Here is a 20968-nt window from a genome sequence, read left to right as displayed (position 1 = left end):
TTATTTAACTTCCGGCTTTGCCAATGGCAGATAAGACAGCAAAGAATTGCTTATGGACCAAAATGTCATGCACTCTAAGTATATCAATATCATTACAAGCAGATGCATAGGCAGCGGCAAGACATCCACCTATTCTTTGTAAAGGGAGTGAAGGCATAATATTATTGATAAAACTTTTGCGACTGGCACCGATAACTATAGGTAAATCAAATTCCTTAAATGTGTTACAATTGGCAAGAATAGTTAAATTATGCTGCAGTGTTTTACCAAAACCGATACCCGGATCCAGTATTATGTTCTCTTTCTTAATTCCTTTGGCAAGGCAAAAATCAATCCGCTCCCGAAAAAAATCCTTTATTTCAGCCAACACATCGTTATAAACAGGATTTAATTGCATCGTGCGTGGAATCCCTTGCATATGCATTAAAATAACTTTTACGGAAGGATTCTCAGCAAGTAAATCTGCCATTTCAGGATCAGTTCTAAGTGCTGATATATCATTGATGATGGAAGCGCCCAATTCGATTGCTTTTTCAGCTACGGCGGTATTTTGAGTATCTACGGAAAAAACAATCCGATCATACTTTTCCTTTAATGCACTTAATATGGGAACAATCCTTTCCAATTGTATTTCTGCCTTAACGGGTAAAGAACCGGGACGAGTTGATTCAGCGCCTATATCAATATACTCTGCTCCCTCGGAAATCATTTCTTCCGTGTGTTTTAACGCCAGGGCACTATTCAAATACAGAGTTCCATCCGAAAAGGAGTCATCGGTGATATTTAAAATTCCCATCAAAGCGGGAAAACGATTAGGCAAGCATATATTAAGCATTATCAAATAATCCACTAAAGAGATAATATTTTGTCATTAAATTTAACATAGAAACAGAAAATAATTTGTTTGAGAAGACATAACATTTGCTGCTGCAGGGCCATATATTAGACACTCCAGCAGCATAATTAACTTAAGGTTTTGTAGAACGGTAACTATCCATTCTGCTTTTGGAAAGTCCTCATAAAGGCAGCTAAATCGTAAGCGGCATTAAGAGGAAGAGCATTATAACAAGATGCGCGGCAGCCACCTACATCGCGATGACCTTTTAAACCTATCATTCCATTTTTCTTTGCTTCACTAATGAAAAGGGTCTCCAATTCTTCGCTGGGAAGGCGGAAAGTGATATTCATCAATGAACGGTCCTCCGGAACAACTGTTCCTTTATAAAAACCGTCTGAAGCATCGATGGCATCATAGATATATTTTGCCTTTTCTTTGTTATTCTGTTCAATCTTGGTAAGTCCACCGTAATTTTCAATCCACTTCAAAACCAGTCCAATCATATAAATGGTAAAGCAGGGAGGCGTATTATACATACTTTCATTTTTGGCATGCAACTGATAATCCAGCATAGAAGGAAGGTTTGTTTTTCCCGTAGCCAGAAAATCCTTTTTAACTAAAACAACTGCACAACCAGCGGGACCTACATTTTTCTGAGCGCCGGCATAAACTAAACTGTATTTATTAATATCGACAGGTTTACTCATAAAGTTTGAGCTCATATCAGCAATCAAAGGAATACCTTCAGGAACATCAGGATCTGTTTTCCACTCCGTTCCGTAAATAGTGTTATTTGTTGTGATATGTAAGTAGGCAGGATTTTCGGATAGCTGCCAAGTTTTGGGAATATAGCTGAAACTCTTATCTTCTGAACTGGCTGCAATATGAACCGGCTTATTCAGATTTTTTACTTCTTTCATTGCTTTCTTACTCCATACACCAGTATGAATATAATTGGCAATTTTCCCTTCCGGAATAAAGTTAAGTGGAACCATCAAGAATTGTAAGCTGGCTCCTCCATGCAAAAAAAGGACATCCCAATCATCATCCAGACCGTAAATTCTTTTTGCAGCATTACGGGCTTCGTTTATGATTGCTTCATATTCTTTACTGCGATGGCTCATTTCCATAACGGAAAGACCCATCCCTTTGTAATTAAAAAGGTCTGCCTGTGCTTCTCTTAAAACTTCTTCAGGCAAAACGGCTGGACCTGCGTTAAAGTTATGTACGCGTTCCATTTGTATCCTCCTGTATATATTTTTTCTTATCCTAAAACAATACTTTCTAATACCAAGCTTTCAGGCAAGTTATTTTTTGCATAGTTTAAAAAAATATTGACTTCACAGCTATCTCCAATAATAGGCAATAAAGGTATAAGATTATGATACATAAATTGTTACGCAATAAAAAAGTAATTCTTGCTTCCGCTTCACCGCGCAGAAAAGAAATTTTTGCATTACTGGGAATTTCTGCTTATATTATCCCTGCAGATATAAACGAAATCATCACCCAGGAAAATCCAGAGATACAAGCAAAGCGAAATGCTTCCCAGAAAGCTGATGTTGTAAAAGCGAAAGTAACTAATGATGCATTAATCGTGGCTGCGGATACTTTGGTTGCCATCGATAGTCATATATTGGGTAAGCCCTCAAACGAAGAAGAAGCAAGCAAATTTCTGAAATTACTGGCAGGGAAAACGCACTTTGTTTATACCAGTTTATGTATAGATTATAACGGGATGAGAGATGTAAGTTGTGAGCGGACCTTAGTCCATTTTGCCAACCTATCGGATGCAGAAATTAATGCCTATATAGAAACAGGAGAGCCAATGGATAAAGCAGGTGCTTATGGCATTCAAGGTTATGGCGCACAATTTATTGAAAAGGTAGATGGCTGTTATTTTAATGTTATGGGCTTTCCTGTGCGTAAATTTTATGAAATGCTAACTACCATTTTGCAAAAGGAATACAATGAAAATATTAGCTAACCTATATCTTTGGCAGGAGGGGAAATTTACTAACGAACCTAAATGTTTGTTAGTGGAAGATGGTAGTATTTGGGAAATTTTACCATTTCCTCTGCCCCACCTTTATGAACATATCTCAGCCACTGATTTTAACGGTGCTTATGCTTACCCCGGTTTTATAGATACGCACACTCATAGTTTTGAAGGGGGATTATATTCTTTGGGAGTGGATTTATCCACTGCTAAAAGTATAGAAGACATCCTGGCTCTGCTTTCGGAAGCAAATTCCCAAAAGACAAAGGACGAATTCATTTTTGCCTGGCAATTGGATGAAACATTGTTAAAAGAAAAGCGGTTTCCCACTCTAACAGAACTAAATACTGCTGTTCCTGACAAAGCATTGATTTTAAGAAGAATAGACGGTCATTCCTGTTCGCTCAATTCTTTTGCCCGAAATTTGGTTACGAGTTTGAATACTAAAGAAGAAATCTTACGGGGAGCTGATAATGATTGTGCCGTTCATTTTTTCCATAAACGCTTACCAGACGAAGCAATTTTAGATGCTTATCAGGCAGCCGCCAAAATCGGTTTACAGGCAGGTTTTACTTCTTTGCATACTATGATTGGCGATGCCGATAACAGTATTACGCACTATGAATTGATTAGAAATAATTTAGACCAATTTCCCTTGCGCTTTATTCTATATCCTCAATCCTTCAATCTTAAATCCGCTTTGGATGCAGGCGCGAAAAGAATTGGCGGTTGTATTTTAGCTGATGGCTCCATTGGTTCAGAAACGGCTGCTTTATCTGAACCATATTTAAATACTAATTCCCGGGGAGTTCTTTATCAAAGCGATGAATTCTGGCAGAATTTAATTTCTGAGGCAAGCAAACATCAGCTCCAAGTAGCCATTCATTGCATTGGCGATAGAGCCATCAAACAAATTAACGATGTTTATAAGAATATTCCCGAGACAAGGGATTTACGCCACGAGCTCATCCACTGTGAACTTACACCTAATGAATTAGTTGCCGATATTGTTTCCTCCGGAGCAGTCCCTGTTATGCAACCCAATTTTGATCTTTTATGGGGAGGGGAAAATGGCTTTTATGCTAAGAAATTAGGCAAAAACCGCAGCCAAATAATGAACCGCTTTGCTACTTTTATTAGTATGGGAGTTACTATCACCGGAGGTTCGGACTGGTATATAACTCCTTTAAATGCAGCATTATCAATTAGGGCAGCGCTCAATCATCATAATCCTTGTGAGCGTTTAACTATTGCTCAGGCAATTGACCTTTACACTAAAAATGCTGCTTGGTTGAATAAAGAAGAAATGACTTACGGCCAAATCCAAAAAGGGTATGTAGCAGATTTGTCAGTTTATTCAAACCCGATCGAAGACGAATCTGCACAATTGCAATTTATCTTAAGCAACGGAATAATCCAATATGCAGCTATCTGACACTATTATCAGCGCTGCTGATATCAAACAAATCATTAAGCGGGAATTAGTATTTCACCCTGAATTGCAACTTATTGATATCTACAAACTTGTTTTTCAAGCATATTTGGGACCTGCACATATAATTTCGGATACTGATGAGGCAGCAAAAAATATATTAACTGAAATGTTATTACACTCGGAACCATATCAACCCCTTAAACAGGATATAGGCAATGGCAAAGGATTTTTCCGTCTTAGTTTGGATTGTTTAGTTCTAAAGGGAGATGTATCTGATCGACGGATTTTTAGTGAAATATATCGCAAATCCTTTTTGCTGGCAGAAATGATGCAGGAGTCCGTTACCGAAGATATCAATTTTATTAATATCACCGAGAAATGGTTAGCTGTTACGCCCATTATTAAAGAATTGATTGATTTTGACCTTGCCGACTGGAAGGCCGTAAATAATATGGCAGAAAGCAAACAAATTCCCAGACATTCCAACCACTATAGAACTCTGTATAATCCTAAATACCGGGTTCTGAAATACGATTTTTATGATAACATTGAAACATTATTGAAATAATATCTGGAGTTATAATAGAATGAAAGAAATCCGTGTTCGTTTTGCCCCCAGCCCAACTGGTTATTTACATATAGGTGGTTTAAGAACTGCCCTATATAATTACCTCTTTGCCCATAAAGAAAAGGGAACATTTATTTTACGCATAGAAGACACAGATAAAAGCAGACAAGTTCCGGGAGCGATTGAGAACTTGATTAACACTTTGAATGCCTTAGGATTAAATTACGATGAAGGGCCTGGAAAAGAAGGCAAATTTGCCCCCTATATTCAATCCGAACGCTTATCTTTATATCAAGAACAAGCACAGCGTTTATTAGATTCAGGGATTGCTTATCCTTGTTTTTGTTCCCCTGAGACCTTAACTAAAATGCGCGAAGAACAACAATCTAAAGGTGAATTTGTAAAATATGACCGCCGCTGTTTATCCTTAACTAAATCCGAAATAGAACAAAAAATAGCCGCCGGAGAAAAGTATGTTATTCGGTTAAAAATGCCTGATAATCGCAAATTTCAATTCAATGATCTGATTCGCGGTGAAGTGGAAATGGATTCCAACCAGTCCGACGATCAGGTCTTACTAAAAAGTGACGGTTTTCCAACCTATCATTTGGCAGCTGTGGTAGATGATCATTTTATGCAAATTTCTCATATAATCCGAGGAGAAGAATGGCTTTCCAGCACTCCCAAACATATTTATTTGTATGAATGTTTGGGCTGGGAATGTCCTGAATGGGTGCATCTTCCTTTAATTCTAAATCCTGACCGCACAAAATTGAGTAAAAGGATGAATGATGTATCCGTAGATAGCTATTTAGCAAAGGGTTATCTGAAAGAAGCACTAATCAATTTTGTTGCCTTACTGGGTTGGCATCCTTCTGATGACCGCGAACTTTTTACCCTTGATGAACTTTGCAATGTCTTTTCCTTGGAAAAAGTAAATAAGGCGGGAGCCATATTTGATTTAACCAAGCTGGATTGGATGAACGGACAATATTTACATTCACTCCCTGTAGAAGATATAGCTATGCGTTGTAAACCCTTTTTTTTAGAAAAGGGATATGATCTTAGCGATGAAAATAAATACCAGCTTGCTATTGCCGTAGCTCGCGAAAGATGCACTTTACTAAACGAAATTGTAGATTATTGCAGAATTTTTTATCAACCTGAGGAGTTAAAGGATGAAGATGTAAAAACATTATTAACTCCGGATGCTCAAAAAGTTCTTGCTTGGTTTTCTCAAAACCTTTCCTCCCTTGCATTATGGGATATGGATTCAATTCAACAGCTTATCAATAAAGGAATTGCCGAACTCGGATTGAAAGGAAAAGCATATTATACGCCTATTCGTTTGGCATTAATTCATCAACAGCATGGGCCTGAGTTGAATGCCACAATTGCCATTTTGGGAAAGGAAGAAGCTCTTAAAAGGATACAACAATTTTTAACCAAATGAACTAATGTATTGGTGAATGAACAAATACGGCATTATTACAACTATATGGATATGCTACCATTATTTTAGAAAAAGGAGCGTAAATAAAAATACAGATAGGTAAACTATAAGATAGGCAATTGTTACCAACAAAGCAAGAGAGCTTATCAGTGTGCTTTAGCTATTTTATAGTTGCCTATTGATAAAAGTTGCTTATCATATAAGTAAATAAGGAGATATTATGTTTAAGTTCTTAAAACTAATGGGTGTCCTAACCTTACTGTTTTTTTTGGGCGCTTGCCAAGAAAAAAGTTTGTTAAGTCCATTAGCAGAAAGTTTTGATCCTCTCAGCATCCAAGAAGATAAAATTCCTCTTGCCGATGGTGAATATCTCTACCAACAAAACATCGTAATTTCCAATACAGAGAATAACGACTTTTTTGCTTATAAGTTAATAACTTATCAAGGTGAACTTCCGGAAGGTTATTTTGCCGATTCCGAGGGCTGGTTGTTTTTCCAAACTACAGGAACGGATAATTCCATTCCCCTTTCTGAGCCAGGAAATCATAGAACTATCTGGACGCAGCAAAGAAATTTGCAATTTGATTTTCCTTCCAGCGAGGGAAAAATCAATAATTTAATTGTTCAAGTTCAGGTTCAGGTTAAAAAGGATTCCGGTTCCATAGAAGAACTTCAGACATCTTTAAAAAGTAATCGTTTGCTTGGAAGCCAAATAACTGTTCCTTTTCCCGACGGTTCCATTACCGGTGCTGGAATTGAATTTTCTTTGCAGGAATCCATATCCGATGTTTTTGTAGAAGGGCTTTACGCCGATCATTATTGTTTCCGGATAAACAAATTGGATAATAATTTACAGATAATAGAATCTGGAATATGGTATAACAGTGTTACTTTTCCTGATTTTAGAAAAGTAATTTTAAATGCCAACAGTGAACCAGCTTTAACTGCTGACACAAATACATATACCCAATTTGAAAGTTATGTAGTCAGCAGACAGGGTATTGAAGAGGCAAATCATCATACCGTTTATTTCAGAGTTAATTCCGGATACAGACCGGTAGCACTTATTTGTCCCAATGCAGTAGTAGGTTTAGGAACATATCATTATAATGTCTGCCCAAAGGATTTATTGATACCTTCCGATATTATTGAAAGCAATGTTCCGAACCATTTAAACAGACGGTTATGGCAAACTGACAATGGTTTTGAAGCGATAAATTCGGCTGATTTTAAGCTTCAATTGCGTTGGGCGCATAAAGGTTTGTATTGTTATATACCTGAGAATACTGTTTATTATACGGATTATTCTTTCCCCAGCCCAACTATAAAAGAATGCAATGATTGCCTGAATGCCGATTCTTATAATTATGGAAGCAGAGTTGCCTATTACGATCTAAGTTGGGATAATAATTCTTTTCCCCCCGCTTATCAGTTTCTTCATTCTGAGGTTGTTACTCACGATGGACAAAATTGGTTGAGGATTAGAAATTTAGATGATAATTCCCGCCATTATACTTTTCAAGGTTTAGCCAGTGGCTTGCATACTTTCAAAGTTTGTGCCGTAGATTTGCAAGGTGCCATAAGTGATCCAGCCGTAATTTCTATTTTGCTGAGCGATTATAAACCTGCTGCTTCCCGCTCTGGAATCCTGATTGTTGATGATTCTATAAACAATGTTTCTATTTCCCCTGAAATATATGTGAATAATTTTTACAATGCGGTAGTTCCTAATACTTTTGGTCCTGTCCAAGTATTTGATGGATTGGCCGAAGATACAGCCAATTACATATCTGCCACCTTATTACAAAATTATAAAGCCGTTTTATGGCATTCGGATAACTATAGCTGGAATAGCAAGTTGAATTTTAATAGCGATGCCTTATATATTTATCTACAGAATGGCGGAAATTTGATCATTAGCGGAACTGGTAAATTAAATACTGCTTTTAACTATTTCCTGGAAAATGGTTCTATGTTAACCGAAAAACTTGGGCTGAATAGCATAACCAACTATGCTAATTCCGGTAATGATTGGTTTTTTATCAACGCTTTGAGCTTAAATGGAATGAATAATATTGCTCTTAATCTGACCAATCCTTTTAATAATACTGTCCAGTCGCGTCAGGGTTTGGGGAAAGTTCTTTATTTTGAGCCCTCAAACAGTGTGGATTTTCTCTATCAGTTCGGCTGCAAACCTGTAAATTCAGAAGTTTATCTTCCTACGCAAGAGCAGTTTAATTTTTATTCATCCAAATTTGTTGGCTATTCTTATAACAGCGGAACTGGAAAAGTAGCAGTTTTTGGTTTCCCTTTATCCTATATGAATCAAACGGAAACAGCAATCGCTTTACAGAATTTATTTAGCAATATGATCAATAATGAACCTTTATAAGGACGATAAAATGAAGCACTATATAATCTTGATCCTACTTCTTGCCGTTGTCCTTTTGTTTGGCCAAACCAAACCCTCAGAGGCAAAAAGCGTAAATTATGAAACCCATAATGCCGGCTTACTTTCACTTAATGTTTATAATAATGGATCTCTCTCAAATTTGCATAATCCTTATTCTGGAATGAATTTAATGTCTCAAAGCGGGCAGTGGATTTCTGCCAAAAAATATCGCAGAAATAATGTCAATCAATTATTGTATTGGCTTTCCCCCATACCCGGTCCTGGAAATGATCAAATGGTTACGGAAAATGATCCTCTTTGGAATCCAAATTTGCTGGTAGTTACAGATACACTTTCCACAGTTGCTTATGACGGCGATTACGATTTAACGGAGTTTCTACCTGCTTATAATTGCCTGAGCCAGTTTAATCCGACAGTGCAATATGATATATATAATGAAGAAGATAGGGTTTTAAATTCTATCTTAGGTTATCCGGCTCCCTCTGAATTTCAAATTCCCGATCCTTTAGGAACTTATTGTTTCAGTATTCCGCAACAGACCTCTTTTACTACTCCCGGTTTTGAAACCCTTTCTGCTTATTATTATGATTATTGTCCTTTTGGAACTGTAGGAGAAAGGGATTGGGGCTCTAATTCCATTTATAATCAACATATTTCTTTGGGTCTTGCCATTCACAGGGAAAGTTTTTCCTGGCCCCTGCAAAATTATGCCGATGCCATCATTATTCGCAATACTATTATCAATACAAATGAAGTTGATACTTTATTTGATTTGGCTATATCCGAATTTATAGATTGTGATATTTATCCTGAAGGACAAAGTGCAAACGGATATAAGGATGATGTTTCGGGCTATGTGATGGGAAACTATGAATTTGCTTACAGTCGTGACTGGGATGGAGATAATGGTTCCAGTTCATTAATGTTGGGATCCAAATTAATTATTCCCGAATTTAATGCTAAACATAGCTGTTGGTATTGGAGAATGGGACAAGGTCCTGATGATTCAAATCCCCGTAATCTGAATCCGACCAAAAGAACAGCAAATGAAAAATACTATCTGGCTACAGGTAGAAACCCCGATTCAACTTATAATCTTTTGTTGCGTTATCCCCAAACAGGAACTGATTATTATGAACAACCTGTCGGAAATGATACCAGGTTTTTAAATTGCCTCTATGGAACTCAACCTTCTGAGATAGAATTTCCGGAAGGAAGATTGTGTCTTGCTCCTTCCGAGAGTTTGGTTTATTATTCTGTATATTTCACAGGGACATCTTTGGATGAATTGAGAACCCGCTGCCTGTTTTGGGAAAATTTTATCAATAACGATTTTAATCTTGGTGATGTTGCTCAAACACCTTGTCTGCCTTATCTGTATAGAATTACTCCTTCAGAAACAACGGGATTTAACTTATTCTGGACTTCATACAGTGCACCTGATAATTTTATCGTGAAATATAAACTTGTGGATAGCCCTTCCGATTGGGAGGAAATTTCACTACCTGGAAATGCTCATAACTATACAATCTCCGCTATCAACCCTCAGGACTGGTATGAAGTAAAACTTGCCTCCGTTTATAACTCCGGTGTTGATGAGATATACTTGGAAAGCAGATCCCAAACTGTTAATTACACTCAGATGGTGGATATTTCAGATGAAGTCCAAATTCCTCTTTTGGCTTTGTATAATTATCCCAATCCTTTTAATCCGGAAACCCATATTCAATTCTCGCTTAGCGAACCCTCAGAGGTATCCGTTGATATATATAACCTAAAAGGACAAAGGGTTAAAACTCTATTTCAAGGATTTGCCGAAAGTGGTATGCACACTGTCCTTTGGAACGGAAAAGACAATAACAATTATGATTGTGCCAGTGGCGTCTATTTTTATAAACTGCAAACAAAGGACAAAACCTTGGTTAGAAAAATGCTAATGCTAAAATAAAAGAGGTGAAAGTTGTTGGGCAGCCGAAAAGCCAAGAGATTGACAAGTTAAAATCAAAGATAATGCAAATTGAGAGTTCTTCACACCTTTGATTTTTTTCACTTTTAGGAGAGATTTCTGAGCTAATAACAATCATTTCCCATAAGGACAATAATACATTGCAGTGCATTGGAAAGTTGCAGCCACCTTTCTTGCAGAGCATTGGTAATTTCTCAAGTATCTTTGTTTAGTAAGTAAACATTTGGCAAGATAGTTGATAAGAGCATCCCTGCTCGCTTCCCATACATTGCTAATGAGCATCCCGTATCCATCCCGTATCGAATAACGGATGGATACGGGATGGATACCGGCTGTATATGCGTTTGTAGTAGGTAGGATGGGTTGATTTGTAAAAATACGCAAAAAGGCACAATTAGCTGGTGAAGAAAATGAATCAAGAAACAATCCTAAAAGAAATGTATCATCGCTACACCGTTAATGCGAACATAGATAATTCCAATGATTTTATTGCCTATTGATTTTATTCTCTGGAAGACAGAACTCCCCATCGGTAAAGAAACACGGACATTATTTTTTTGTATGCTGGGAACTATTAGAAAAAGATAACAACCATTTACCTATTTTGCTCCAAATACTATGTTCAAAAAAACAAAAGAGACGGAAAGAACAAACCTTCCGCCTCTTTAATGGGGTTTATATTTTAGGGTTATTAGTGTTTGTGAGTGAGTTCCTCAGTTACTTGTCCGTTGAAAACTGAACGCTTAAAATAATGCGTATGTAAAAGTTTAAGGGCAAGTTTGGAATTGGGCTCACCTAAGAATTTTTCATATACTTTTAGAACTTCGGGGTTATGATGAGACATTCTGACGGGAAGATTGCGATCTTCTTCGTATAAAGCCAGACCTCTTCTTGCTCTGGAAGCGATATCATTGCCATAAGGTTGGCCTCCGCCACCTACACAACCACCGGGACAAGCCATAATTTCAATAAAATGCCAAGGAGATTCACCTTTGGTGGCAAGGCCTTCACGCACTTTATCCAGCAATTTTCTGGCATTGGAAAGCCCATGAGCGACCGCTACATTTACTTTGCCAAAACCGGGAACATCAATTGATGCTTCTTTAACTCCTTCCAATCCACGCACGGCAGCAATTTCCACATCTTGTAAATCAGTTCCCGTTACCAAAAAGTAAGCACTTCTAATTGCAGCTTCCATAACGCCGCCGGTGGCTCCAAAAATGGTTCCAGCGCCTGTATAAAAGCTCATTCCTTCATCGGGTTCTTCGTCTGGAATATTGGCAAAATCAATGCCTGCTTCTTTGATCATCCGAATAAACTCACGCGTGGTTAAAACATAATCGGTATCTTGATATCCGCTATCACGCATTTCCGGACGCCGTGCCTCAAATTTTTTCGCTGTGCAAGGCATAATGGCAACCGAAACAATATTGGCAGGATCAATGCCTTTTTCCTTGGCATAATAGGTTTTGGAAAGAACTCCAAACATACTCATTGGGGATTTTGCCGTGGAAACGCAATCTGCTAAATCGGGATAGTAGGTCTCCATAAATTTAATCCAGCCAGGAGAACAAGATGTAATAAGCGGTCTTTTTTCTCCCGCTTTCAGTTTGGTTACACATTCCGTTCCTTCTTCCATAATGGTTAAATCGGCGGTAAAATTAGTGTCCATAACTGAATCAAAGCCAATTTTACGCAAAGCGGCATACATTTTTTTAGGAGTTACACTGCCAAAAGGCATCCCAAATTCTTCTCCCAAAGAAACACGAATGGAAGGCGCTTCTTGAACTATTACATGCTTATCGGGATCTAAAATAGCTTCCCAAACGGCATCCAGTTCACTTCTTTCGTGCAATGCACCGGTGGGACAATAAACTGTACACTGTCCACAATTAACACAAGGACTATTTGCCATCCCTTTACTGAAGGCAGTGTCAATATGTGTATCAATTCCGCGTTCGGCAAAAGTGAGTGCATAAACGGTTTGAACTTCGTTACAAACGGTTATGCAACGCCCACAGGCAATACATTTGTTAGTGTCTCTAACAATGGATAAGCTGGATTCATCCGCAGGTTTTTTAACCAAAATATTGGGTAAAGCATCGGGATCCACACCCAGATTATTTGCCAGTGATTGTAATTCACATTTATTATTGGCGGAACAGGTTGGGCAGGTTACTTCATGATTGGATAGAATCAATTCTACAACTGTTTTACGATAAGCGCGCAGTTTTTTAGAATTGGTGACAATTTTCATACCTTCAGCCACAGGAGTGCAACAAGCACGTTTGGGAGTAGGGTTTCCTGAAATTTCTACTACACAAACTCCGCAATTACCTGTGGGAGATAAATCGGGGTGGTAACACAAACGAGGAATATAAATTCCGTTTTTATCCGCTGCTTCAATAATAGTCATTGTGTCCGGAACTTCCAGATTGTGACCGTCTATAATGATATTTACTGTTTTAGCCATAATATCAATCCTCTTATTTTTTACTTTTTTGTTATTGCAATGAATTCATCGGGAAAATTTTCAATAGCGCTGCGAATTGGCATAATCGGCGATTGTCCTAAGGCACAGAAAGAAGTTTGTTGCATTGTTTCCGCTATCAAAAGCATCAAATCTACATCTTCCATAGTTCCATTACCCTTACGGATTTTAGACATCAATTGATACAATTGCTGAGTTCCATTTTTGCAAGGAGAACATTTGCCACAGGACTCATGACGGAAGAAACGCAAAATGCTCCAGAGCAAATCAACTATACTCTGATGTTCATTCAACACTAAAATCGCTCCACTGCCTAAAACAGCTGAATATTGATTCAAACTGGTGAAATCCATTTTGACATCCAAAAGGCGGTCAGGAAGAATAACACCTGCTGCTCCACCCACTAATGCTGCCTTGAATCGAAAACCTTTGCGCATACCACCCGCGTAATCGTTGATGATAGTTCTTAAGGTTGATCCCATATCCACTTCACAAAGGCCGGGATAAGCAACATCTCCAAGTATTGTATAGACCTTGGTTCCAGGGCATTCTTTGGTTCCATATTTCAGATATTCATCGGCGCCTTTGGCAATAATGAAAGGAACATTGGCAAGGGTCTCTACATTATTTACTACCGTAGGAGATTTCCACAAGCCCTCAACACCCGGAAAAGGTGGTTTCCAACGCGGATTTCCTCTGTTACCTTCCAGGGATTCAATTAGGGCTGTTTCTTCTCCACAAACATAAGCACCGGCTCCAATCTTGATTTCAATGTCCAAATTAAAGCCACTCTCAAAGATGTTTTTACCCAAAATACCATATTGATATGCCTGTCGGATGGCATTTTCTAAACGAGCTATGCAAAGTTTATATTCGCCTCTGATATAAATATATGCTTTACTTGCACCTACTGCATAGGCACAAAGCATAATTCCTTCCAGTAATTGATGCGGATCTCCTTCCATAATTAAACGGTCTTTAAAAGTTCCCGGTTCCCCTTCATCGGCATTTACAACTACATACTTTTGAGGAACATTAAGCACGGAAGTAAAGCTCCATTTAAGTCCGGTAGGAAAAGCTGCTCCCCCTCTTCCTTTAAGGCCAGATTTTTTTACTTCGGTAATAACATCCACTGGTTTCATCTGTGTTAAGGCCTTTTCCAAACCCTCATAACCACCAGCTCCAATATAGTCATCTATATTTTCGGGATCTATTATTCCGGAATTGCGTAACACAATCCGGTTTTCATAGTTGAACTTCGGATTGAATTTTTCCGATACACCTACCATTAGATGTTTTACCGGGCGTCCTTTTAAAAAGTGCTCCTGCACCAATTCTGGTATATCTTCTATAGTAACATCTTCATAATTAATGTTTTCAGGATATACAGTTAAACAAATTCCTCTTCCAAAGAAACCTAAAGGACCAGTTTCCAATACATTAATTTCTTCAGATAAGTCATTTTTGGCTAATTCATTGCGCAGAGCAGAAATAAAATCCAGAACACCGGCTGCAAGAGAAGTTTCATTTACAGAGACAAGGATATGACTGCGATAATACTTCATTTTCTATTCCCCCTGATCTTATCGATGATTTCTTCCACTTTCTCTTCCGTAAGATCACCGTAAACATCTTCATTGATCATCATTACAGGTGCATTTCCACAAACACCGAGGCAGGCACAAAGTTCAAGTGTGAATTGACCATCCTTAGTTGTTTCGCCAACATTTACACCCAACAAAACTTTAAGCTTGCGCAATATATTTTCCGAACCCTTAATATAGCAAGGGGGTGATTCACAGAGGCGGATTATATTTTTACCTCTGGGTTTGGTGCTATACATAGTGTAGAAAGTAAGGACTCCATAAATATGATTGGCAGGAATTTGGAGATATTCGGCTACAGTATCCACTGCTTCACTGGAAATGTAATGCTGAGGGTCTGTATCCTGAATTTCATGGAGAATCTGAATCAGATTATCCTTGTGAGGAGCATATTTTTGACAAATTTCTTTGAACATAGCTCTTTTCCTTTATTCTTCTTGATTTTGTTGTTGTAATTCCTCTGCTTCCCGTTGGGCTTTTACATCGGAATGCATCCCCGGGATTTTGGCTATGGCTTTAACCGGGCATACATCCATACAAGTGCCACACTTTATACAGGGTAGTTGGTTAATGGTATATTTCTCTTCCCTGCTACCCGAAATGCATTGAACGGGGCATTTTCGAGAACATAATGAACAACCTATGCACTTATCCTTATTGATCTCAAAGTGCATTAAATCGGGACAGACCTTGTTGGCACAGCTCTTATCTCGGATATGAGCTTCATATTCGTCACGAAAATAGCGAATTGTAGAAAGAACGGGATTGGGAGCCGTTTGCCCCAAACCGCATAAAGAAAGCTTGGAAATGGTTTCTCCCAAGCGTTGTAATTCTTCAATATCCCCTTCTTTCCCATAACCGCTATCTATTCTTTTTAATATTTCCAACATTTGTTTAAGACCAATGCGACAGGGAGAACATTTTCCGCAGGATTCATCCACGCAGAAATCCATAAAGAACTTGGCGACATTAACCATACACTTTTCATCGTTCATAACAATGACGCCACCGGAACCCATCATCGCTCCGCGCTCTTTTAAACTCTCATAATCCACGGGAACATCTAAATGCTGAGTTGTTAAACAACCGCCACTGGGACCGCCTAATTGAACTGCTTTAAATTTGTGGTCACCAATAATGCCGCCGCCCACATCAAAAATCAGTTCACGCAAAGTAATTCCCATTGGAACTTCCACCAACCCAGTATTTTTAATATCACCGGTCAAGGCAAAAACTTTGGTTCCTTTGCTGGTTTCGGTTCCCATAGAAGCAAACCAGTCCGCTCCCTTCAAAAGAATGGTAGGTATATTACCTAAGGTCTCTACATTATTCACTACCGTGGGCTTCTTATATAAACCTTGCACGGCAGGATAAGGTGGCTTGGGAGTGGGATTTCCCCGCTGACCTTCAATGGATTGAATAAGGGCTGTTTCTTCTCCACAAACAAAAGCGCCTGCGCCTGTTCTAACTTCGGCTTCAAAACTGAAATCACTACCGAAAATATTATTGCCGGCTAAACCAGCTTTTTTTGCTTGTTCTATTGCCATCTTAATCCGCTTAATGGCTAATGGATACTCTGCGCGAATATAAAAATATCCATTTTTTGCTCCAATGGCATAAGCGGCAATCATCATTCCTTCCAAGACGCGATGCGGATCTCCTTCCAGTAAACTTCTATCCATAAAAGCACCTGGATCACCTTCATCACCGTTACAAATAAAGTACTTCTCGGGTGATGAATTATCGTGAACCATCTGCCATTTTAAATGGGTGGGAAAACCACCTCCGCCTCTTCCACGCAGTCCTGATTTTTTTATTACATCAATAACTTGTTGAGGAGTCATCGTAGTAAGCACTGTGCCCAATGCTTCATAACCACCTGTGGCGATATATTCTTCAATACTTTCAGGATCAATAAAACCGCAATTGGCAAGCGCCACTTTTACCTGTTTTTGGTAAAAAGGAATTTCTTTTTGCGTGAAAAAGGTTTTATCTTCTTCATCCTGAATCATTAAGCGCTTAACCGGACGACCTTTCAGAAAATGTTCATTAACAATCTCTTCCACATCGTCTGGGGTAACCTTCTTGTAAAAAATCCCTTCCGGATAGATAACCATAACAGGTCCATAATCACAAGGTCCCATACAACCTGTTTCAATGATATTGATTTCACTGGATAGTCCTTTTGCCTGTAAAACCTCATAAAAGCGGTCTTTAATCTTTTGCGCGCCAGCACTTAAGCATCCTGACCCAAAACAGATTAACAGGTCAATACGTTTTAACGACATTTTTCCCCTCCAGAATCAGTTACCGGTTGCAACAACATAATCGGAGACGATTCTGCCATTTACTATGTGCTCAATAACTACCTTTTTAACTTTTTCGGGAGTCATATTTCCGTAGGTTACTTTTGGCTTACCTTCTTCAATTACATCCACAACCGGTTCCAAAGATGAAAGCCCTTTTTCTCCTGTTTGCGTAACTAATACATCTGTTAAATTGCGATTGGCAATCTCTTCCAGAAAGGTTTTCATAACTTCTCTTGCACCCATGGCAATTCCTGAGGTTCCCATTCCAACGACTACTTTGATGCGTGTGTTTCCACCGCGAAGTTTCATTTCTTCCTGAGCTTTTTCACGGATTTTTTTTAGGTCTGCGAGTGTTTTCATCAGACATCCTCCATATTTGTATTTTGTATTCCTTCTAAAATTGTTTGATTTATAAATTCAATGACATCGGGATAAGTTAATGGAATGTCTCCCAGTTCTTCTTTTATAGCTGTTGTTTCAAAAAAGAAGCTCTTCTCCACCCCACCTTCGTTACTGATAAGCTTGATGGTAAAATCTACCTCCGGATGCCCTATAATGGCTCCTAAAAGTGTATCTTTCAGATTTCCCAGAGGCATTCTGTCTATATGGTTCAGTTGAAAATCCACCGTTAATACAGTTCCAAAACCAGGTTCGCTGGTCATTTTAAAACTTCCGTTAGTGGCTTCTGCATTCTGTTTTACCAGCGGAATTCCCAAACCTACTTTCTTTTCTCGTTCAACTTTGGAAGTATAAAAAGGGTCTTGGGCTTTTTCTAAAGTTTGAGCATCCATTCCCGTGCCGTCATCTTCTACAATAAGCCGCAATATGTTCTCTTGCATATTGCGGATAATTCTGATCTTAATGTTTTTTGCTTTGGCTCGAACCGAATTTTCTATGATATCCAACAGGTGTAAGGAAATATCCTGCATTAAATAACCCGAATCAGTGATAGCGTTGCACTATTTCTGCAATCTTGTCTTTACTGTCTATTCTGCCGTAAGTATCTTCTCCTATAACAAAAACAGGAGCCAAGGAACAAGCACCGACACACCGAACCGCACTCATTGTAAAAAGTCCGTCTTGGGTTGTCTCTCCCATTTGAATACCTAATTGGTTGGAAAGCATCTGAACCAGATGCGGTGCACCTTTAACAAAACAAGCAGTCCCCATACACACATTCAGCGTATATTTACCGCGGGGAGTCATAGAGAAAAAGTTGTAAAAAGTAACAACTCCATAAATTTTATTTGCGGGAATATCTAATTCCTGCGCAATAAATTCCTGCACTTCTACAGGAAGGTAACCAAAAATTTCCTGCGCTGAGCGTAGAATTTCAATTAAAGGATTGCGGATTTTTTTCTTTTCCTCAATCACTTCCTTCAAACGGGCATATTGTTCACTTTGCATTTGAGTGGCGGAAGCCATACTATCTCCTTATTATAATATAATATATTTTTTGTTAAATCCAAATTCTGCGTCCCGACATACCTTTCGCTGCCAAAACAAGCTCTTTAACTGACGCATCTTCCACATTTATGATGCTGTAGCCCTTCCCCAGATCATTTAAATAATGAGCGTCAGAAGAGCGCAATAAACTCTTATCCTTAAAATAAGGGTTTTCTGCAAGCCATTTTTCTGCATCCAGCCCTGCAGTAATGCCAAAGAGCTGAAATTCAGGTTCTGCAGGCATAAAACCAAGCTGGCTTATGATACTGTTTACACTGGCATCGATATGAGCTGGAATTACCAGTCCATTATATTGCTCAACCTTTTCCACTACTGTATTTATATCCCATTGTGAAGAATTTATCAAGGCGCGTTGTTCCACTCTTAAAATGTTCTCATTTTCGTCAATGATAACTTGGTCTCCCCAATAATCAATGTCATTATCTATAGGTAATAAACTGTTATAAAGTTCCTGATCGAATTTTAGAGCAGCTGCTGAATCATCAAAATAAGCAAGCAGATGAATTTCTTCCTCGCTTTGAATTTCCACTCCCCAAGTAAAGTAAACACCTTCTCTCATTGCTACTTTCTGATATGCCGAACAGTTTGCCATACTGTTATGATCCGTTATCGCCATCCATTTTATTCCATAATATTTCAACTGCTGAATTATCGCGGTGGGAGACATTTCCAATCCCCCGCAGGGAGATAAAACCGAATGGATGTGCAAATCGGAACGAAGAGAAAGCATTTAGCAATATCAATCAAGAATGCAACATTTTGTATAGAATTCCGGCAAGATCAAAGGTGGATAGTTTACTGGATATAAGTATGATACCTTCCTCGATCGCTTTATCGACTACCGTTTTTTCCGGCTCAATACCTTTTGCAAAAAGGATAGCGGGAATTCCCGTCATAGAGGCAACAGCAATAACATTCAAGTGTTTCATAATCGTGATCCAGACCTGACCTTCTTTGGCTGAGCCCATAACATCGCTAAGCATATCACAAACATAGCCACCGTTAATACTGATTCCATCAAGCTTTAAAGCAGGAGTAAAATTTATTCCCTCAATGGCTAAAACATAATCATTAAGATTGATCATTTGATTTTTCCTTATCTCGTTTATCTTCTTCCTCGCTATCTTTGCTGTGACGCTTCAATAAAACTACGCAATCATCAATGGATGCTTTCCCTAAAACTATATCTTCCGCTAATGCATAGCAAGTAGGACTACCGCAAGCGCTACAATCAAGCCCGGGAAGCATAGTGAGGATTTCATTTATCTGTTTCATTTTTTGAATTGCTTTTTTAATATCCTTGTCCAGCTCCATTATTGGTCTGGGGGCAAGCGGCACAACGGCAAAATCACCTTTCTGATATAGTTCGGAGAGTTCGCTGGTATCAAAATCCCTCTCCTTGCCTTCTTTTATCATCTTCTTTATTCTACTCATCGCCACAAAGGGATTTTCCACATTCAAACAACCTCCTACACAACCATTCGTGCAGGTTCGTAAAACAATGTAATCATACTGGTCAAGGTAATGATCTTCTACGCGAGAAAGGATTTCCATCACATTTTCCACTCCGTTTACAGAAAGAGCCCGAATATCATCACAATCAACTAAATCTGCTTGCACTCCAGAAAGAGCCCATGTTAGACCTTTTGGATATGTCTCTATCTCTACGGGATTGTTTTGTAGTTGTTTGATGGAATCCCTAATTCTACCATAAATCATCCCGATGGAAAAAGCACCATCCTGAAGATGTTTATAAGCACCTTCCGGTTGATGAACCGCAGTTACATGTGCTATGCAAGGCACAATTAAAAATATGCCGATATCTTTTTCTTCCAGTCCATTTTTTTGGCTGATCTTTTCCCGAAAATACCGGGTTAAGATACTCATTGGAGCTTCCTGATGAAAAAGGTTGGGTAATAAAGAAGGATATTTAAGCTGAATCAAGCGCACTACAGACGGACAGTTACTACTTAAAATTGGTCTTTTAGCACGATTTTTCCGTACATAATCTCTGATCACATTGATCATAAAATCCGTTACAGCCGCCTCTTCTGCCACTTGATCAAAACCAAGTGTTAAAACTGCCTGTTTGGCAACCTCATAACTGATGTCTTCCGTAAATTGTCCAAAATACGAAGTGGATATGATCGCCAATTTATATTTGAATTTATAGATTATATCCAGAGGATCGCTCATCGGTATGATAGCATGAAATCGGCATACATTAACGCAATTTCCGCAATCTATACATCGAAAAGGGTCTATAATAGCTTTATGATCACGAACTCTTATAGCTTCTGAAGGACAAACCCTAACACAGGCAGTGCAACCGGTACAATTATCCTCTAATATTTGCAGAGCATGAAAGTATGTAGTTTCCATTATATCTAAATCTTAGTAAAAAATTATTATTTCCACTAAAGTA

The 20968-nt window shown here is 38.5% G+C and carries 19 protein-coding genes; 6 read left to right on the top strand and 13 right to left on the bottom strand.

Annotation, left to right across the window (positions count from 1 at the left end; translation table 11 throughout):
• Positions 1-4 precede the first annotated feature (4 nt).
• Positions 5-835 (bottom strand): dihydropteroate synthase, encoded by an 831-nt coding sequence (gene folP / locus ABFC98_05120; GenBank protein MEN6445409.1) that lies wholly within the window; start codon positions 833-835, stop codon positions 5-7.
• 155 nt (positions 836-990) lie between these two features.
• The gene (gene serC / locus ABFC98_05115) at positions 991-2076 is read right to left on the bottom strand and encodes a 3-phosphoserine/phosphohydroxythreonine transaminase (protein ID MEN6445408.1); all 1086 of its coding nucleotides are present in this window, start codon (positions 2074-2076) and stop codon (positions 991-993) included.
• A gap of 143 nt (positions 2077-2219) precedes the next feature.
• On the opposite strand from serC, the gene ABFC98_05110 reads away from it, so the two are divergent.
• From ABFC98_05110 to ABFC98_05085, 6 genes are all read left to right on the top strand, one after another.
• Positions 2220-2825 (top strand): Maf family protein, encoded by a 606-nt coding sequence (locus tag ABFC98_05110; protein ID MEN6445407.1) that lies wholly within the window; start codon positions 2220-2222, stop codon positions 2823-2825.
• Positions 2809-4272, top strand: coding sequence for an amidohydrolase (locus ABFC98_05105; GenBank protein MEN6445406.1), 1464 nt, complete (start codon positions 2809-2811; stop codon positions 4270-4272). The genes ABFC98_05110 and ABFC98_05105 overlap by 17 nt, the downstream gene beginning before the upstream one ends.
• On the top strand, positions 4259-4840 hold the full coding sequence (locus ABFC98_05100) for a hypothetical protein (GenBank protein MEN6445405.1): 582 nt from the start codon (positions 4259-4261) through the stop codon (positions 4838-4840). The genes ABFC98_05105 and ABFC98_05100 overlap by 14 nt, the downstream gene beginning before the upstream one ends.
• Before the next feature lie 19 nt (positions 4841-4859).
• Complete coding sequence (gltX, locus tag ABFC98_05095; protein ID MEN6445404.1) at positions 4860-6293, top strand: glutamate--tRNA ligase; 1434 nt, start codon at positions 4860-4862, stop codon at positions 6291-6293.
• 220 nt (positions 6294-6513) lie between these two features.
• Positions 6514-8685, top strand: a complete 2172-nt coding sequence (locus tag ABFC98_05090) for a hypothetical protein (GenBank protein ID MEN6445403.1) — start codon at positions 6514-6516, stop codon at positions 8683-8685.
• A gap of 10 nt (positions 8686-8695) precedes the next feature.
• Positions 8696-10654, top strand: a complete 1959-nt coding sequence (locus ABFC98_05085; protein ID MEN6445402.1) for a T9SS type A sorting domain-containing protein — start codon at positions 8696-8698, stop codon at positions 10652-10654.
• Between the two features lie 132 nt (positions 10655-10786).
• On the opposite strand, the gene ABFC98_05080 is transcribed toward ABFC98_05085, so the two are convergent.
• The 11 genes from ABFC98_05080 to ABFC98_05030 all read right to left on the bottom strand — a co-directional run bounded on the left by ABFC98_05080 (position 10787) and on the right by ABFC98_05030 (position 20925).
• Positions 10787-10954, bottom strand: coding sequence for a hypothetical protein (locus ABFC98_05080; GenBank protein MEN6445401.1), 168 nt, complete (start codon positions 10952-10954; stop codon positions 10787-10789).
• 409 nt (positions 10955-11363) lie between these two features.
• On the bottom strand, positions 11364-13145 hold the full coding sequence (locus tag ABFC98_05075; protein MEN6445400.1) for an NADH-dependent [FeFe] hydrogenase, group A6: 1782 nt from the start codon (positions 13143-13145) through the stop codon (positions 11364-11366).
• A gap of 20 nt (positions 13146-13165) precedes the next feature.
• Positions 13166-14728, bottom strand: coding sequence for an NADH-quinone oxidoreductase subunit NuoF (gene nuoF / locus ABFC98_05070; protein ID MEN6445399.1), 1563 nt, complete (start codon positions 14726-14728; stop codon positions 13166-13168).
• On the bottom strand, positions 14725-15183 hold the full coding sequence (gene nuoE / locus ABFC98_05065; GenBank protein MEN6445398.1) for an NADH-quinone oxidoreductase subunit NuoE: 459 nt from the start codon (positions 15181-15183) through the stop codon (positions 14725-14727). Before nuoE ends, nuoF begins: the two co-directional genes overlap by 4 nt.
• A gap of 12 nt (positions 15184-15195) precedes the next feature.
• Positions 15196-17055 (bottom strand): NADH-quinone oxidoreductase subunit NuoF, encoded by a 1860-nt coding sequence (locus ABFC98_05060; GenBank protein MEN6445397.1) that lies wholly within the window; start codon positions 17053-17055, stop codon positions 15196-15198.
• A 15-nt stretch (positions 17056-17070) separates the two neighbouring features.
• A complete protein-coding gene (locus tag ABFC98_05055) occupies positions 17071-17436 on the bottom strand; it encodes a (2Fe-2S) ferredoxin domain-containing protein (protein MEN6445396.1) in 366 nt (121 codons plus the stop codon).
• Positions 17436-18005 (bottom strand): ATP-binding protein, encoded by a 570-nt coding sequence (locus ABFC98_05050; protein MEN6445395.1) that lies wholly within the window; start codon positions 18003-18005, stop codon positions 17436-17438. The genes ABFC98_05055 and ABFC98_05050 overlap by 1 nt, the downstream gene beginning before the upstream one ends.
• Positions 18006-18018: 13 nt before the next feature.
• Positions 18019-18501 carry an NAD(P)H-dependent oxidoreductase subunit E gene (locus ABFC98_05045; GenBank protein ID MEN6445394.1) on the bottom strand — a complete coding sequence of 161 codons (483 nt, stop codon included), beginning with the start codon at positions 18499-18501 and terminating at the stop codon, positions 18019-18021.
• A gap of 34 nt (positions 18502-18535) precedes the next feature.
• Positions 18536-19273 (bottom strand): PHP domain-containing protein, encoded by a 738-nt coding sequence (locus tag ABFC98_05040; protein ID MEN6445393.1) that lies wholly within the window; start codon positions 19271-19273, stop codon positions 18536-18538.
• A 13-nt stretch (positions 19274-19286) separates the two neighbouring features.
• Positions 19287-19628 carry a hypothetical protein gene (locus ABFC98_05035; protein MEN6445392.1) on the bottom strand — a complete coding sequence of 114 codons (342 nt, stop codon included), beginning with the start codon at positions 19626-19628 and terminating at the stop codon, positions 19287-19289.
• Positions 19615-20925: a [Fe-Fe] hydrogenase large subunit C-terminal domain-containing protein gene (locus tag ABFC98_05030; GenBank protein MEN6445391.1), complete on the bottom strand. Its 1311-nt coding sequence runs from the start codon at positions 20923-20925 to the stop codon at positions 19615-19617. Before ABFC98_05030 ends, ABFC98_05035 begins: the two co-directional genes overlap by 14 nt.
• Positions 20926-20968: the final 43 nt, after the last annotated feature.

This window comes from Candidatus Cloacimonas sp. (assembly GCA_039680785.1).
Classification (GTDB): Bacteria; Cloacimonadota; Cloacimonadia; order Cloacimonadales; family Cloacimonadaceae; genus Cloacimonas.
This window is presented reverse-complemented; position numbering and strand designations above follow the sequence as displayed.

What these genes read in the sequence shown, in the direction of transcription:
- ABFC98_05100 (MEN6445405.1), top strand. Translation starts at nt 4,259, where the DNA reads ATGCAGCTATCTGACACTATTATCAGCGCTGCTGATATCAAACAAATC.
- ABFC98_05060 (MEN6445397.1), bottom strand. Translation starts at nt 17,055, where the DNA reads ATGTCGTTAAAACGTATTGACCTGTTAATCTGTTTTGGGTCAGGATGC.
- ABFC98_05105 (MEN6445406.1), top strand. Translation starts at nt 2,809, where the DNA reads ATGAAAATATTAGCTAACCTATATCTTTGGCAGGAGGGGAAATTTACT.
- ABFC98_05035 (MEN6445392.1), bottom strand. Translation starts at nt 19,628, where the DNA reads ATGATCAATCTTAATGATTATGTTTTAGCCATTGAGGGAATAAATTTT.
- ABFC98_05055 (MEN6445396.1), bottom strand. Translation starts at nt 17,436, where the DNA reads ATGAAAACACTCGCAGACCTAAAAAAAATCCGTGAAAAAGCTCAGGAA.
- ABFC98_05090 (MEN6445403.1), top strand. Translation starts at nt 6,514, where the DNA reads ATGTTTAAGTTCTTAAAACTAATGGGTGTCCTAACCTTACTGTTTTTT.
- folP (MEN6445409.1), bottom strand. Translation starts at nt 835, where the DNA reads ATGCTTAATATATGCTTGCCTAATCGTTTTCCCGCTTTGATGGGAATT.
- ABFC98_05030 (MEN6445391.1), bottom strand. Translation starts at nt 20,925, where the DNA reads ATGGAAACTACATACTTTCATGCTCTGCAAATATTAGAGGATAATTGT.
- ABFC98_05050 (MEN6445395.1), bottom strand. Translation starts at nt 18,005, where the DNA reads ATGCAGGATATTTCCTTACACCTGTTGGATATCATAGAAAATTCGGTT.
- serC (MEN6445408.1), bottom strand. Translation starts at nt 2,076, where the DNA reads ATGGAACGCGTACATAACTTTAACGCAGGTCCAGCCGTTTTGCCTGAA.
- gltX (MEN6445404.1), top strand. Translation starts at nt 4,860, where the DNA reads ATGAAAGAAATCCGTGTTCGTTTTGCCCCCAGCCCAACTGGTTATTTA.
- nuoF (MEN6445399.1), bottom strand. Translation starts at nt 14,728, where the DNA reads ATGAAGTATTATCGCAGTCATATCCTTGTCTCTGTAAATGAAACTTCT.
- ABFC98_05040 (MEN6445393.1), bottom strand. Translation starts at nt 19,273, where the DNA reads ATGCTTTCTCTTCGTTCCGATTTGCACATCCATTCGGTTTTATCTCCC.
- ABFC98_05080 (MEN6445401.1), bottom strand. Translation starts at nt 10,954, where the DNA reads ATGCTCATTAGCAATGTATGGGAAGCGAGCAGGGATGCTCTTATCAAC.
- ABFC98_05085 (MEN6445402.1), top strand. Translation starts at nt 8,696, where the DNA reads ATGAAGCACTATATAATCTTGATCCTACTTCTTGCCGTTGTCCTTTTG.
- ABFC98_05075 (MEN6445400.1), bottom strand. Translation starts at nt 13,145, where the DNA reads ATGGCTAAAACAGTAAATATCATTATAGACGGTCACAATCTGGAAGTT.
- ABFC98_05110 (MEN6445407.1), top strand. Translation starts at nt 2,220, where the DNA reads ATGATACATAAATTGTTACGCAATAAAAAAGTAATTCTTGCTTCCGCT.
- nuoE (MEN6445398.1), bottom strand. Translation starts at nt 15,183, where the DNA reads ATGTTCAAAGAAATTTGTCAAAAATATGCTCCTCACAAGGATAATCTG.
- ABFC98_05045 (MEN6445394.1), bottom strand. Translation starts at nt 18,501, where the DNA reads ATGGCTTCCGCCACTCAAATGCAAAGTGAACAATATGCCCGTTTGAAG.